Genomic DNA, 12,549 nt, shown 5'->3' with positions numbered 1-12,549 from the left:
GCTCCTTAGCGTTTATGTCCTGTGTCCAGCCTGCGTTCCATGAAGATGGAATAACGCGACATGCCGAAACAGAAAATCCAGAATACGAAACCGGCGAAAATCAGGCCGGATATGGGGGTTTGCGGGGATGCCCAATTGGCATCGTTGAAGTGCTGACGCACGGTTCCGAGCAGATCGAACATGCTGATGATGGACACCAGCGATGTATCCTTGAACAGACCGATGAAGGTATTGACGATCCCCGGGATCACCATTTTCAGCGCCTGCGGCAGGATGATGAGGCCGGTTTTCTGCCAGTAGCTCAATCCCAGCGAGTCAGCACCTTCGTACTGCCCTTTGGGAATTGCCTGCAGGCCGCCGCGCACCACTTCCGCCATATAGGCCGATGCGAACAGCGCCACGCCGATCAGGGCGCGGAGGAACTTGTCGAAGGTCACGCCCGGCGGCAGGAACAATGGCAGCATGTAACTGGCCATGAACAGCACGGTCACCAGAGGGATGCCCCGCACCATTTCGATGAAAACGACGCACAGCATCTTGATGACGGGCATTTTCGACCGGCGTCCCAAGGCCAGGACGATGCCGAGCGGCAAGGACACGGAAATGCCGACGAAAGACAGGACCAGCGTGACAAGCAGACCGCCCCACGTCGCCGTTTCGATATAGGGAAGGCCAAACCAGCCGCCAACCAGCAGGAAGAATGCAACGATCGGGAAGACAAAGAAAAACACGATCGCATTGGCGGATTTGAAGGGAATCCTCGGGATCAGCAGCGGAACCAACAGGACGACGAACATGACGCCGACAATGTTGACACGCCAGTGCTGGTCCTGCGGATAGCGGCCATACATGAACTGGTTGAAATTGGCGTTCACATAGGCCCAGCAGGCACCCGACCAGCCTTCCGGCTGGGTACCGCCCTGGGACACCGTCGCGCAGACCGCCCGATCCACCCCCGACCAGGAAGCCTGGACGAACAGCCAGTTGATCATCGGCGGCACGAACCAGACGAGAAGGAAGAGCGCAAACACCGTCAGAGCGGCATCGACGGGCGTTGCCATCAGGTTGATGCGTATCCAGCGGACGATTCCCCGCTCGCCCAGCGGCGGCGTCTGGCCCTGCAGCATTTCAGTACGAACGAAACTCAGATTGTTATCGGCCATGATCAGCGCTCCACCAATGCCATTTTGGCGTTGAACCAGTTCATGAACAGCGATGTGAGCACGCTCAGGCTGAGATAGATCACAATGAAAATCGCCACCACTTCAATGGAACGGCCGGTCTGGTTGAGGATGGTTCCGCCGACGGCAAACAGATCGGGATAGCCGACCGCGACCGCAAGCGACGAGTTCTTCGTCAGGTTGAGATACTGGCTGGTCAGCGGCGGAATGATGATGCGCAGGGCCTGCGGCACGACGACAAGCCGCGTCGTTGTCCCTGCGCGCAGCCCGAGCGCATGCGACGCCTCACTCTGGCCTTTTCCCACACCGCGAATGCCGGCCCGGACAATCTCCGCAATAAAGGATGCGGTGTAGAAGGACAGCGCGAGATAGAGCGACATGAACTCCGGTCCGACCAGAGCGCCGCCCTTGATGTTGAAGCCGCCGAGTTCCGGATAATTCATGGTGACCGGAAAGCCCTTGAGCGCGAATGCCAGGAAAGGCAGGCCGATGATCAGCGCCAGCGAGGTCCACAACACCGGAAAGCGCTGGCCGGTCGCCATCTGCCGTTTATTGGCCCAGCGACGGACCAGAAAGGCGCCGATGACGGCAAGCACAAAGGCAACGCCAGCCAGCCAGGCACCCTGGCCGAAAACCGGCACGGCAAAGAAGAAACCGCGATTGTTCAGGAAACTGAACGGCAGCGCGATGCTCTGGCGTGCCTGGGGCAAAACCGCCAAAACGCCGGAATACCAGAAGAAAATAACCAGCAGCGGCGGAATATTGCGGAAAACCTCGACATAGACCGTGCACAGTTTGCGGATAAGCCAATTGTGCGAAAGCCGCCCGACGCCGATGATGAAGCCGATGATCGTCGCGGTGATGATACCGACGACGGCAACCAGCATCGTGTTCAAAATACCGACATAAAGCGCCTTTATATAGGTCGAGTCGCTTGAGTAGTCGGTGAACGGATGCGAGCTGATATCAAATCCGGAGCGGCCATCGAGAAAACCGAAACCCGTTGCCAGATTGGCGCGCTGCAGATTGGCAATAGTGTTGTTGACAAACCAGTAACCCACAGCAACCAGTACAACCAGAACGACGAGCTGATAGATATAGCCGCGAATTCTCGGATCGTTCAGAAGTGATACTTTGGCGCTGCCTGTACCGGCAGGCGTAATATCCTGCGATGCCATTGACCCCTCATTTCTTTTAACCGTTTATTTTTATTATTTTTATTTTTGTTATTTTTTTAATTGTTCCCCCGGAAAGGAGGACGAGCCCCCTTCCCGGATTTCAGATCGATGACTTCAAAAAATCAGCGGATCGGCATTGCGTATTGCAGGCCGCCCTTGCTCCACTGAGCATTGATGCCGCGCGCAATCTTCAGCTTGCTGCCGGAACCGATATTGGATTCGAACACTTCGCCGTAATTGCCCACAGCCTTGACGATGTTGACAACCCAATCATTGGTCAGGCCGAGATCGGTGCCAAGCTTGGTGTTGGCTTCCTGGCCGAGCACGCGCTTGATTTCCGGGCTGTCGCTCTTGATCAGATCCTGGACATTGGCCTTGGTGATGCCAAGCTCTTCGGCCGTCAGCATGGCGTAATGCACCCAGCGGATGACGTGCGCCCACTGGCTGTCGCCCTGACGGACAACGGGACCGAGCGGCTCCTTGGAAATGATTTCCGGCAGAACGACGTGATCGTCCGGTGCCGAGAGCGTCAGGCGAATGGCGTACAGGCCGGACTGGTCCGTGGTGTACACGTCGCAACGTCCGGCATCATAGGCGGCGTTGACCTCTTCAAGCTTCTCGAACACGACGGGATTGTATTCCATCTTGTTGGCCTTGAAATAGTCGGCCAGATTGAGCTCCGTCGTGGTGCCGGACTGAACGCAGACCGAAGCGCCCGAAAGCTGCAATGCGGAATTGATACCCGACAGCTTCTTGGCGTTGATCATGAAGCCCTGGCCGTCGTAATAATTGACGCCGGTGAAATCAAAGCCCTGCGAGTCACGGCTCAGCGTCCATGTGGTGTTGCGAATCAGAACGTCGATTTCACCGGACTGCAGCGCTGGCAGGCGGTCCTTGGCGGAAAGCGGCGTAAATTTCACCTTGGTTGCATCGCCAAAAATGGCGGCGGCGACAGCGCGGCAATAGTCGACGTCAAAACCGGACCATTCGCCCTTGTCGTTCGGCGAAGCAAATCCGGCCAGACCGGTGTTGACGCCGCATTGCAGAAAGCCCTTTTTCTTGACGTCATCCAGCGTGCCGGCAGAGGCCGCAGAAGCCAGCAAGAGCAGCGCCGATACCCCCAGAACGCTCTTCAAAACAAGATTTTTCATAACGACTAAACCCTTTTAATTGTTGCCCGTGGTTCCCAAGAGAGAAATTTTACATGCCAGCGGGTTCCCCCACACCCTTTTAAGGCTCCAGCATGTCTCCCATTCACCCCTGTATCGAAGGCCATTCTACGTGTTTGGTCAAGGGATAATCTTTGCTCAATATTTTTGCAGAAACGGCGGAATGGCTGCTTCGGAATGGAATTTTCGATTATTTCTTGGTCAAAAACCCCGATCAGCGCCAGAAGCGCTCGCGAAAACGCAAAACCGGGAAGAATCGAGTGCCATCGAACAGGAAAGCCGCCCGGCGCCCGGCGAGGAATCTGGCAAGCGCAAGAGTGAATAGGAAGCCCACGCTGTAGCCCGCGACCACATCCGTTGGATAATGCGCCCTGGCGATGATGCGCGTAAAGGCAATGAACATGGTTGCCAGGATGATCGGCACGCGCCAGCGCGGAAACCAAAGCGCCAGAACCGCACCGACCGCACCCATCGTGGTTGAGTGCCCCGAGGGGAAACTGGCGAAATCATACCCTGCGTGAAACGGCGAAAAGCCGTTGGCCCCAAGGGTGTCGATGAATTTCGGCCGGGCCCGCCCGATGCAGAACTTGGCGATATTGGTGAGAATTCCCGACAGCGCCACGGACCAGAAGGCAAACGTCGCCTGAGCATAGATGAGGCCGAGACGCACGCGTTTGGCATGGGGCAGCTTGCGCCAGTCGATGCCGATCAGACAAACCGCAATGACAAACGCCGGGATCAGATACCATTGCGACAAACCGATATCCGTCAGCAGCCGCAGGGAACTCAGCGGCCCCTGATGCGAGGACAGGTTGCGCGACAGCGGATCGTCGAAGGGATGCAGCAGCAGAATGAAGAAAAAGATCAGGACCGCCGCCATCGACATGCCCCCGGTCCAGGCTGCCGGGCTGTTCGGATAGGCCGGTGCCCGCATGCGGCGCAGGAAATTGACGATCGAGCGGCGCGCGCGCTTCAGGCCGGACAGGGATTGCGGATTGCTGGCATCAGTCATTGTTTCTCCCATCGACCCAAGCGGCCTTATTCTTCCACGCCCGCTGTGCTCGCCTGTTGCAACAGGAACGCCGTGGCTTTATCGACTTCTCCCAGCAGTTACAATTGTTGGCATCGCAGTGCAGAGGATATTCCATGGGCAGAGAGTCGGACAAAATGGCAAAATTCGGGATCAACACACGCCTGGCCCATGGAGGCTACGATCCCAGGGATTATCACGGTTTCGTCAATCCGCCCATTGTCCATGCCTCGACGGTGCTGTTTCCCGATGCGGAAACCATGGCCAGCCACAAGCAGAAATACGGCTATGGCACGCATGGAACCCCCACGACCGACGCGCTGTGCCAGGCCATCGACGAACTGGAGGGCTCGTTCGGCACGCTGCTCGTGCCGTCCGGCCTTGCCGCGGTAACCATTCCCCTTTTGGCGTTCCTGTCGCCGGGCGATCACCTGCTGATGGTCGACAGCGTCTACGGCAACACGCGCTATTTCTGCGATACGACGCTCAAGCGGCTCGGCATCGAGGTCGAGTACTACGATCCGCTGGTCGGCGCCGGCATCGAAAAGCTCATCCGTCCCAACACGGCTGTTGTCTTTACCGAATCCCCCGGCTCCAACACGTTTGAAATTCAGGATATTCCGGCAATCGTCGAGAAGGCGCACGCGGCAGGCGCCATCGTCATGATGGACAACACCTGGGCAACGCCGCTCTACCTGAAGCCGCTGGATTTCGGCGTCGATATCTCCATTCACGCGGCAACGAAATATCCGTCCGGCCATTCGGATATTCTCATGGGCACGATTTCCGCCAATGAAAAATGCTTCAGGCAGCTGGACGATACCTATACGGCCATTGGTCTGTGCGTGGGCGGCGACGATGCCTATTATGTCCTGCGCGGCTTGCGCACGATGGCACTGCGCCTGGAGCGCCATGGCGAAAACGCGCTCGAAATAGCGCGATGGCTGGAAAAGCAGCCCGGCGTGATCGAGGTCCTGCATCCGGCGCTTGAGAGCCACGCGGGGCATGCCCTGTGGAAGCGGGATTTCAGCGGCGCTGCCGGCGTGTTCTCGATTGTCATCGAAGGCGAGACAAAACAGGCCCGGGCTTTCCTCAATGCCCTTGATATTTTCGCGCTCGGATATTCCTGGGGCGGCTATGAGAGCCTCGCGCTTCAGGTCAACCTGTCCGACCGGGTGCTGACGGGCAAGCATTACAAGGGTCCGCTCATCCGCCTGCAGGTTGGCCTCGAGGATACCAAAGACCTCATCGCCGATCTGGAAAAGGCGCTCGCCGCGGCAAGAAGTGCGCAATAACGCAATAAACAGAAGGTGATTTCGTCTTCCCGATTGTTCCTGTTATGAAAACGCCATGAGCAGGCTTGCCATTCTTCTGACGTTCCTCACGGCGTTTTCCGTCGGCTGGGTGCCGGTGTTTGCGGCGCCCGTCCGGTTGGCCGACGAAATGGCGGCACAATCGACCGGTCAGATGGCCGGCCACGCCCATGCCTGTGCCGGCGACCAGAAGCATTGCACGGACACGGCCAAGCTGCCCCATCCCGCGCTATGCTCCGCCTGCATCGCCATTCCCGCCATCGGCATTGCCGCCGTGACCACGGCCTCGACCCGGATGCTGGTGCCGCACGGCATGGAGCTGCCCCTCATTGCCCAGGCCAGCGCACCGCTGTCGCCGCCGCCCAAACCGCTATTGATCGCTTCCTATCCTTCATAACGCACGGGTGAACAGGTCATAGCCTGTGCTTGTCTGTCTGACCTAAGGAAAGATCAATTCGATGAAAACCTCTTATCTCTCCGCCGCAGCCCTTGTCTGCGCCCTCGCCTTCACCGCACCAGCCCTGGCGCAGGAGCATAAGATGATGAAGCATGATGCCATGGCGATGCAGCCAACCGGCGATCAGGGCCCGTCATCCAAGGCATTTGCGCAGGCAAACACCAAGATGCACAAGGACATGTCCATCAAATTTTCCGGCGATGCCGACAAGGATTTTGTCCGCGGCATGGTTGCGCACCATCAGGGCGCAATCGACATGGCCAAGGTGGAGCTGAAATACGGCAAGGATGAAGAAATCCGCAAGCTTGCGACCGATATCATCGCCGCGCAGGAAGGCGAAATCAAACAGATGAAGGCGTGGCTGGCCAAACATGGCGGCTAAACCGTCGCGCCATCCATAAGGCATGCGAAAAAAATTACCCGCCGGGTCAAAGCGGCGGGTAATTCAAAAAGCGTCCAATGTGTCTCAGGAGGCGTTGTGATGCTGCATTTCGTAGGAGGCCGCGCGTTTCTGCAGGCTCAGTTCCCATAGACTATGGGCAGCATCGGCATAGGTTGACGTGCCGGCCTTGAACTCCGCCGAACGCAATGGCAGCAGGTCTTCCACGACATCCAGCGTTCTCGATGGAAGAATGTCGGTGCAGGTCCACAGACGCCGGAACACGGCGCTGATCAGAACCTGCCGGTCGTTGACCTCGATCTGAGGTTCATCGTGCCCGAGTTCCCAATCCTCCAAAGCATCAAGGGCGTCTTGAAAGGCACTATGCAATATGATGGGCGCGTGGCCGTCATGAAGTGGGTGCAGCAAACCAGGCATTCCTGTCTCCTCACTCTTGCGTTGCAATGCCGGGTGCTCCCGGAAACAGAATCATAAGGGCGAGCGGGCGTCATCAGCAAGCCAAAACTTCAATACAAGACCAATTGGCTAGAGATTTCTGATTAAATCGATATTTCACTACAGTTTTAAGCATCGACGTTGATATATTCATTATGAAAATCAGCACAACACGTTGATAAATTTGAGTTTACAGACAAATCATACGGCAGCGACGTTGCCGCCGTCCACCACCTTCCCCTGGCCCGGAGCAATGCTGCGCTGCCGCAAGTGCCGGCGAACTGATTCACGCTGCCATCTTGCCAAAACGGCGGCATTGGCCCATTCATGTCCCGCTATTCGTGATCGAGGAAACTGGCACATGACGACGAAACACCTTCCGCTGATTATTGTGGCTGTGCTGCTGGCCGGCTGCGGCAATATACAGGGGCAGCTTGATCGCGAGAAAATTTCGTCCCTGCACTACGATACGGTCGAGTGCCCCGCTTTGATTGCGCAAAAGAACAGCGCGATGGCCGAGATCAGCAGCCTGACCAATGGCGCGGGCTACCGGGAACCGAGCGTGATCACGGGCTTCGGTCCCATTCTGCCGGATTATCGCACCGCCAACCAGAAGAAGGCCGGCGCCCTGCAAGGACAGGTTGATTCCATGACCCGCTCCATCGCACGGCGGAAATGCACGGGCTGATTGCCCGGCAGACACCCGCCGCGCCGGTCCCGGCAAAGAAATGGCCCCTGTCGGGGCCATTCTTGTCTCATGTGCCTGTTCTCATGAGCCGCGCAGCAGCTTGCACAGGGCAACCAGCGAGCTGTCATAGCTCATCGCGTTGGATGAAATTTCCGCACAGCGGATTTTCAGCTTCATCCTGTCCTGAGCCGTGAGCTGTGCCAGTCTGGCGGCGATCGCCTTGTTGTTCACACCGGGATTGAGGCTGCCCGGCTTGGTGCCGCCGCCAAGAATACCACCACCCGTCGTGACCCCGCCAGTATTGACCCCGCCAGTATTGACACCGCCGGGACTGGTACCGCCCGGGCTGGTGCCGCCCGAATTGGCGCCACCACCAATGCCAACGCCGACCCCGGCGCCAATGCCACCGGTTCCACCGACATTGGCTCCAACTCCTGCGCCGATCCCGCCTGATCCGATATTTGCACCAGCTCCAGCTGTCACACCTTTGGATCCGCCGACATTGGCGCCAAGTCCGGCACTAACGCCATTGTTGACGCTGGCGCCCGCCCCCGCATTGATTCCGTTTGAACCGCCGACCGATGCGCCCACGCCCGCGGCAACACCCTTGGAGCCGCCAACCGATGCATCAGCACCCGCCTTTACGCCGCCGAGATTGGCGCTGGCACCAACGCCCAGACCGCCATTCTGCGAACCGCCGACTGAAACGCCGCCCACCGACAAACCGCCGGCAAGCGCCGACGTCGAAAGGACCGCAAGTATGAAAGAGCCAGCTACAATGCAGCTCGTCTTCTTTTCGAACTTATTCATTACAACCTCCCGATTATTACTATTATACCCAAGCATTCACAAACCAAGAACACCGATATATGCATCATTAATTGAAATAAATCAATACAACACTTGATATTCGATACATATTTTCTAAATAACATTATTAAAACACAAAGATTTTTACGCGAAACAATGATGCGTTTCGTATTTTCACTTATATCTATTCATATATTTTCTTAAAATTCTAAACTTCCATCGATCTCCACCGCAAAAAACCTCCAAAATCAGCTGGAATGGATATATTGCGATACGTAAGAACATGGCGTTTAGTTTCATTTCTCAATATTTTTTCTTTCTTATTATAAATTACGTCACATTTTCTTTAGTTAAGCGCATGGTAAAATTGAAAAACACATGATTACTTACATTTTTAATGAAAACTTATTTTGAAGGGCTGCCTCGAACGCCACAGGACGATTGCACCTGCCTGCCCAAGCGAAGGCATTGCCGGGGATCGGGCTGATAGCGCAGCGGTTTTGAGGGGCCGGCGTCGGGGTACGCCGCACGGCACGGCGCGGGAAATGCCCGACCTGCGGTCATGACTTTCATTTTACTTAAAATATTCAGGGCGATGTAAGCGATGATTAAGCAAGAAATCCGGTGATACTTTGCTAACCAGTTTTTTTAAGTCAGCCGAAATTGTTGAAAGCCTAAATTCACGACGGTTCAACGAAACCGCGTCACAAGCAACGCTTCAACAGGGATACAGAACATGACAAATCTTTTCACACGTTTTCTCAAGGATGAGTCCGGCGCAACAGCCATCGAATACGGCCTGATTGCTGCCCTCATCTCCGTCGGCATCATCGCCGGTGCAAGCTCCGTTGGTACAAACCTCGGCACGCTGTTCACCAACCTCGGCACAAAGTTCAAGAATACGACTGTTAACTAACATGTCGTTGGGGTTGCCTGGCCACAGGCAACCCCAATTTCATATCCAACGCCAATGCCGTTGACGTTGGATATGAAATTATCCGGACCGGCCCCAGCCCGCCATTTCCATGGCTCCGGTCAGCCTGGGCCAAAATCAGCCCGATCAGCTATATGCATGCATAGGCCTGCTGATTACTTCGGGCCTTGATCTATTCCTCTAATAATATTGACTATTTTACTCATATATCGCTTCACGGCGCTATATATTTACAATTTCCCTTAAACGTTGTTTCGTCTTCCCAGTTTTGATTCAGAATGCGCTTGAACAAAATCATGGAGGGGACCGCATCATGATCTTTGGCATGACTTTCTTTACTTTCGTTCACGTCCTGATCAGCCTGATCGGGATCATATCGGGGCTGATCGTTCTCGCCGGACTGCTTGCGTCCGACAGAAAGGACGGATGGACACTGATCTTTCTGGTAAGCACGGCAGCCACAAGCCTGACGGGCTTCGGCTTTCCCTACCAGGGTTTTACGCCCGCCATCGGCGTCGGCATCCTCTCGATCATCATTCTCATCATCGCGATCGCCGCCCGTTACCCCCTGCATCTCGCCGGGCCGTGGCGGTGGGTCTATGTGGTCGGCGCCGTGATCTCGCTGTACTTCAATGTTTTCGTGCTGGTCGCCCAGTCATTCCAGAAAATACCAGCTTTGAATGCCCTGGCGCCCACCGGCTCGGAGCCGCCTTTTGCAATCGTGCAAGGGATTGTGCTGCTCCTGTTCATTGCCGCCGGCTTTGCCTGCCTGCGGCGGTTTCATCCCGTCATACGGTGAAAACCCGGACCGGATACCCGGCAGCTCCGGGTCATCGCACCGCACCGGCCTGCGCTTTGCCGCTCTCCCCGGCCCATCAAAGGGCCGGGCTCCTCAATCGGATGTACTAGAATATTACACCTCCCGATGCCGCCGGGTCAGTGTTATGATCGTGTCTTGAAATTGTTCTCGAATTGCCATGCTGGTCGAACGTGACTTGCTCCTCACCGCAATTGCAGGTTCAAAGTCCGTTAACCCCTGCCTGGCCAAGCCCATGCAGGAGAAAGCAATGGAGGAGGAGGACGAAGAAAGCAGGGAGAAGGACGACTACGCGCCCTATATGACATCCATATGGGGCTATCTCGTCGTCTTCCTGATCATCATTCCCCTTGTGCTGATTCTCGGCCGCAAATTCGGGCGATGACCCCGTTCCATCGGTCTTTGCCCCGGCCCGCCCACGGCGAAATTGCGGTTCACCGGCAGGAACATCAGGCCACGCAATGTGGCTTATCTATCGGATTTCACGTGGTTTTGTCATATTCATCCCCCGCGTGGAACCGTGCAACACGACACAACTGAAGAATGACGACAAAAGTACCAAAGCTTGTCGCTGGCGGGCCTTTTGTGGCGCATATCGTCTTGTGCTTCACCCCGTCGTCCAATTTGCTGACACCCACCTGCATTGCGTTGGCAGGGGATGTTTGGAAAGGGTCATCTGAGTGCTTACTTTGTACTTTTTGGAAGACTACCGTAATCCGGGCCATTCAAATCGCGAGACCGAAATGGCAACACATCGCCCCGAGAACCCAAAGCCAGTCAAAAAGGCCGGGAAAGTCAAACCCGTCAAAGCCGCGGCGGTGACGAACTGGGATGAACTTATCGCCCGGAACGTCAAGCTCGAAGACAGGCTTATCAAGAAGCTGAGATCGCGCCATATTGTTCGCAAGCTCAAGGTGAGGTTTCTGACCAAATAGGACTTCGGTATCCGACACGGCACCGGTGCAATGGAGCGATGATCGGTGCCATCGATGCCCGGCATTCGACCGGATTTGTTCACGGCGCCTCAGCTCGAAACGCTGGCGTCGGCGGCCGGACACAACATTTCACCTTCCATAGTTACAGAAGTTCTCATTGCATATTCGCGCAATAGTTGTATTCATTTCGATAAAATTTTAATCGCTCTGGAATCTTCAATGTCTGATGATAACAAACAACCCGGCGTATTCGCAGGTTCCTGGCGGCTTGCGATTATCATGCTTGTCATTCTGGCCGCCGTCTGGATACTCGGCCGCGCCTTCGCATAACAACCCTAGGTTTAGTAAACGATGATTCAACCGGATATTACCGCTCCGGTGGGATGCATTCCGGCTGCGCTTGCAACCGCAATCCCTGCCGCGTCCGGTGACGGCACATGAGAATCCCCGTTTTTGATGCACTGCAGCACGCTTCTGTGGGTCGATTCCGCAACACTTCTCTGCCCAACAGGTCATTTTCGGTGCATTTTCTGAATTATTTTCATGCACACGCTTTGACATTTAACTTTCATGTTGATGGAATAGGCACCTGCAGACGAATTAGGGGAACATTCGAATGTATGAAGATGATGAGGACGAACAGCACTTGCACTATACCACGCCCGCGTGGTGCCATTTGCTTGTGTTTGGCTTTGCCCTGGCAATCGCCGTGCTGATTAGTCAGATTTGTTCTTCCATGGCCTGACGGGCTCCCGTCAGTTCAACCGTCGATCCATCGGGATACTGTCCCATAAGGCCCTCACCTGATCGCCCGGCCAGACCTGGAGTGCTGACCCCTAGATCGTATTGGCGGGTTTTCCCGGCTGATCGGTCGATGCGCCGAGCGTGGTCCCCAATTGCGATCCGGTGCGCTCGCTGACATCGATACCCGCTTCCAGCGATGCGGCGACAAAGGCTGCGCGTGCATCCTCGGCGGACAATTTTTCCTCAAGGGCATTGCGGCATGCGTCACAGGCGATCCTGTGCTTTTCACCCCGGCGCCTCGACCAGTACTGCGTCAGCATGGTCAGCGCGTCGCGCACGTTGCGCACAACGATGACGCGGCCGGTACGCGGCGACTTGATGGTCACATGCGTGAATGAAAGCATTTCCATAAGCTTCAAATGCATCAGAAGGCAAGTGGTTCCATCGACCTTGATTGA

17 protein-coding genes are annotated in these 12,549 nt (G+C 55.9%); 10 read left to right on the top strand and 7 right to left on the bottom strand.

The features are described from left to right. Positions 1-5 precede the first annotated feature (5 nt). The 4 genes from J1W56_RS23420 to J1W56_RS23405 form a co-directional block, all read right to left on the bottom strand. Positions 6-1,163 carry an amino acid ABC transporter permease gene (locus J1W56_RS23420; protein ID WP_223615699.1) on the bottom strand — a complete coding sequence of 386 codons (1,158 nt, stop codon included), beginning with the start codon at positions 1,161-1,163 and terminating at the stop codon, positions 6-8. Between the two features lie 2 nt (positions 1,164-1,165). Beyond that, positions 1,166-2,359, bottom strand: a complete 1,194-nt coding sequence (locus J1W56_RS23415) for an amino acid ABC transporter permease (protein WP_223615698.1) — start codon at positions 2,357-2,359, stop codon at positions 1,166-1,168. 122 nt (positions 2,360-2,481) lie between these two features. Continuing rightward, the gene (locus J1W56_RS23410) at positions 2,482-3,510 is read right to left on the bottom strand and encodes an amino acid ABC transporter substrate-binding protein (RefSeq protein ID WP_223615697.1); all 1,029 of its coding nucleotides are present in this window, start codon (positions 3,508-3,510) and stop codon (positions 2,482-2,484) included. A 232-nt stretch (positions 3,511-3,742) separates the two neighbouring features. Next, on the bottom strand, positions 3,743-4,540 hold the full coding sequence (locus tag J1W56_RS23405) for a phosphatase PAP2 family protein (protein ID WP_223615696.1): 798 nt from the start codon (positions 4,538-4,540) through the stop codon (positions 3,743-3,745). A 134-nt stretch (positions 4,541-4,674) separates the two neighbouring features. Between J1W56_RS23405 and J1W56_RS23400 the strand changes: the two genes are divergently transcribed. The 3 genes from J1W56_RS23400 to copM all read left to right on the top strand — a co-directional run bounded on the left by J1W56_RS23400 (position 4,675) and on the right by copM (position 6,710). Further along, positions 4,675-5,853 (top strand): cystathionine beta-lyase, encoded by a 1,179-nt coding sequence (locus tag J1W56_RS23400; protein ID WP_223615695.1) that lies wholly within the window; start codon positions 4,675-4,677, stop codon positions 5,851-5,853. A gap of 55 nt (positions 5,854-5,908) precedes the next feature. Next, positions 5,909-6,268, top strand: coding sequence for a hypothetical protein (locus tag J1W56_RS23395; RefSeq protein ID WP_223615694.1), 360 nt, complete (start codon positions 5,909-5,911; stop codon positions 6,266-6,268). A 61-nt stretch (positions 6,269-6,329) separates the two neighbouring features. Then, positions 6,330-6,710 carry a CopM family metallochaperone gene (gene copM, locus J1W56_RS23390; RefSeq protein WP_223615693.1) on the top strand — a complete coding sequence of 127 codons (381 nt, stop codon included), beginning with the start codon at positions 6,330-6,332 and terminating at the stop codon, positions 6,708-6,710. An 84-nt stretch (positions 6,711-6,794) separates the two neighbouring features. Here copM and J1W56_RS23385 read toward each other — a convergent pair whose 3' ends face one another. Beyond that, positions 6,795-7,145, bottom strand: coding sequence for a BRA0787 family protein (locus tag J1W56_RS23385; protein WP_223615692.1), 351 nt, complete (start codon positions 7,143-7,145; stop codon positions 6,795-6,797). Between the two features lie 379 nt (positions 7,146-7,524). On the opposite strand from J1W56_RS23385, the gene J1W56_RS23380 reads away from it, so the two are divergent. Beyond that, the gene (locus J1W56_RS23380) at positions 7,525-7,851 is read left to right on the top strand and encodes a hypothetical protein (protein ID WP_223615691.1); all 327 of its coding nucleotides are present in this window, start codon (positions 7,525-7,527) and stop codon (positions 7,849-7,851) included. A gap of 81 nt (positions 7,852-7,932) precedes the next feature. On the opposite strand, the gene J1W56_RS23375 is transcribed toward J1W56_RS23380, so the two are convergent. Next, complete coding sequence (locus J1W56_RS23375; RefSeq protein WP_223615779.1) at positions 7,933-8,661, bottom strand: hypothetical protein; 729 nt, start codon at positions 8,659-8,661, stop codon at positions 7,933-7,935. Between the two features lie 736 nt (positions 8,662-9,397). On the opposite strand from J1W56_RS23375, the gene J1W56_RS23370 reads away from it, so the two are divergent. The 6 genes from J1W56_RS23370 to J1W56_RS26010 all read left to right on the top strand — a co-directional run bounded on the left by J1W56_RS23370 (position 9,398) and on the right by J1W56_RS26010 (position 12,092). Then, positions 9,398-9,577, top strand: coding sequence for a Flp family type IVb pilin (locus J1W56_RS23370; RefSeq protein WP_223615690.1), 180 nt, complete (start codon positions 9,398-9,400; stop codon positions 9,575-9,577). Positions 9,578-9,920: 343 nt separating this feature from the next. Next, the gene (locus tag J1W56_RS23365) at positions 9,921-10,394 is read left to right on the top strand and encodes a hypothetical protein (RefSeq protein ID WP_223615689.1); all 474 of its coding nucleotides are present in this window, start codon (positions 9,921-9,923) and stop codon (positions 10,392-10,394) included. A 178-nt stretch (positions 10,395-10,572) separates the two neighbouring features. Continuing rightward, positions 10,573-10,797, top strand: coding sequence for a hypothetical protein (locus J1W56_RS23360; protein ID WP_223615688.1), 225 nt, complete (start codon positions 10,573-10,575; stop codon positions 10,795-10,797). A gap of 295 nt (positions 10,798-11,092) precedes the next feature. Then, positions 11,093-11,347 (top strand): hypothetical protein, encoded by a 255-nt coding sequence (locus J1W56_RS23355; protein ID WP_223615687.1) that lies wholly within the window; start codon positions 11,093-11,095, stop codon positions 11,345-11,347. A gap of 45 nt (positions 11,348-11,392) precedes the next feature. Continuing rightward, complete coding sequence (locus tag J1W56_RS23350; RefSeq protein WP_223615686.1) at positions 11,393-11,677, top strand: hypothetical protein; 285 nt, start codon at positions 11,393-11,395, stop codon at positions 11,675-11,677. Positions 11,678-11,963: 286 nt separating this feature from the next. Then, positions 11,964-12,092, top strand: a complete 129-nt coding sequence (locus J1W56_RS26010; protein WP_264319180.1) for a hypothetical protein — start codon at positions 11,964-11,966, stop codon at positions 12,090-12,092. Positions 12,093-12,183: 91 nt separating this feature from the next. Here the strand turns inward: J1W56_RS26010 and J1W56_RS23345 are convergent, their stop codons facing one another. Further along, entirely contained in the window at positions 12,184-12,495 is a 312-nt protein-coding gene (locus tag J1W56_RS23345; RefSeq protein WP_223615685.1) for a DUF982 domain-containing protein, read from the bottom strand. Positions 12,496-12,549 lie beyond the last annotated feature (54 nt).

It is taken from the genome of Phyllobacterium calauticae, from assembly GCF_019991125.1.
In the GTDB taxonomy this organism is placed as follows: Bacteria; Pseudomonadota; Alphaproteobacteria; order Rhizobiales; family Rhizobiaceae; genus Phyllobacterium; species Phyllobacterium calauticae.
The sequence above is the reverse complement of the archived record's forward strand: the minus strand, read 5'-3'. Positions and strand labels throughout refer to the sequence as shown.

Bases quoted from the DNA above. Each gene is read 5' to 3' on its own strand.
- J1W56_RS23410 (WP_223615697.1), bottom strand. From the start codon at position 3,510: ATGAAAAATCTTGTTTTGAAGAGCGTTCTGGGGGTATCGGCGCTGCTC.
- copM (WP_223615693.1), top strand. From the start codon at position 6,330: ATGAAAACCTCTTATCTCTCCGCCGCAGCCCTTGTCTGCGCCCTCGCC.
- J1W56_RS23385 (WP_223615692.1), bottom strand. From the start codon at position 7,145: ATGCCTGGTTTGCTGCACCCACTTCATGACGGCCACGCGCCCATCATA.
- J1W56_RS23395 (WP_223615694.1), top strand. From the start codon at position 5,909: ATGAGCAGGCTTGCCATTCTTCTGACGTTCCTCACGGCGTTTTCCGTC.
- J1W56_RS23360 (WP_223615688.1), top strand. From the start codon at position 10,573: ATGCTGGTCGAACGTGACTTGCTCCTCACCGCAATTGCAGGTTCAAAG.
- J1W56_RS23365 (WP_223615689.1), top strand. From the start codon at position 9,921: ATGACTTTCTTTACTTTCGTTCACGTCCTGATCAGCCTGATCGGGATC.
- J1W56_RS23405 (WP_223615696.1), bottom strand. From the start codon at position 4,540: ATGACTGATGCCAGCAATCCGCAATCCCTGTCCGGCCTGAAGCGCGCG.
- J1W56_RS23370 (WP_223615690.1), top strand. From the start codon at position 9,398: ATGACAAATCTTTTCACACGTTTTCTCAAGGATGAGTCCGGCGCAACA.
- J1W56_RS23380 (WP_223615691.1), top strand. From the start codon at position 7,525: ATGACGACGAAACACCTTCCGCTGATTATTGTGGCTGTGCTGCTGGCC.
- J1W56_RS23420 (WP_223615699.1), bottom strand. From the start codon at position 1,163: ATGGCCGATAACAATCTGAGTTTCGTTCGTACTGAAATGCTGCAGGGC.
- J1W56_RS23400 (WP_223615695.1), top strand. From the start codon at position 4,675: ATGGGCAGAGAGTCGGACAAAATGGCAAAATTCGGGATCAACACACGC.
- J1W56_RS23375 (WP_223615779.1), bottom strand. From the start codon at position 8,661: ATGAATAAGTTCGAAAAGAAGACGAGCTGCATTGTAGCTGGCTCTTTC.
- J1W56_RS23345 (WP_223615685.1), bottom strand. From the start codon at position 12,495: ATGCTTTCATTCACGCATGTGACCATCAAGTCGCCGCGTACCGGCCGC.
- J1W56_RS23415 (WP_223615698.1), bottom strand. From the start codon at position 2,359: ATGGCATCGCAGGATATTACGCCTGCCGGTACAGGCAGCGCCAAAGTA.
- J1W56_RS26010 (WP_264319180.1), top strand. From the start codon at position 11,964: ATGTATGAAGATGATGAGGACGAACAGCACTTGCACTATACCACGCCC.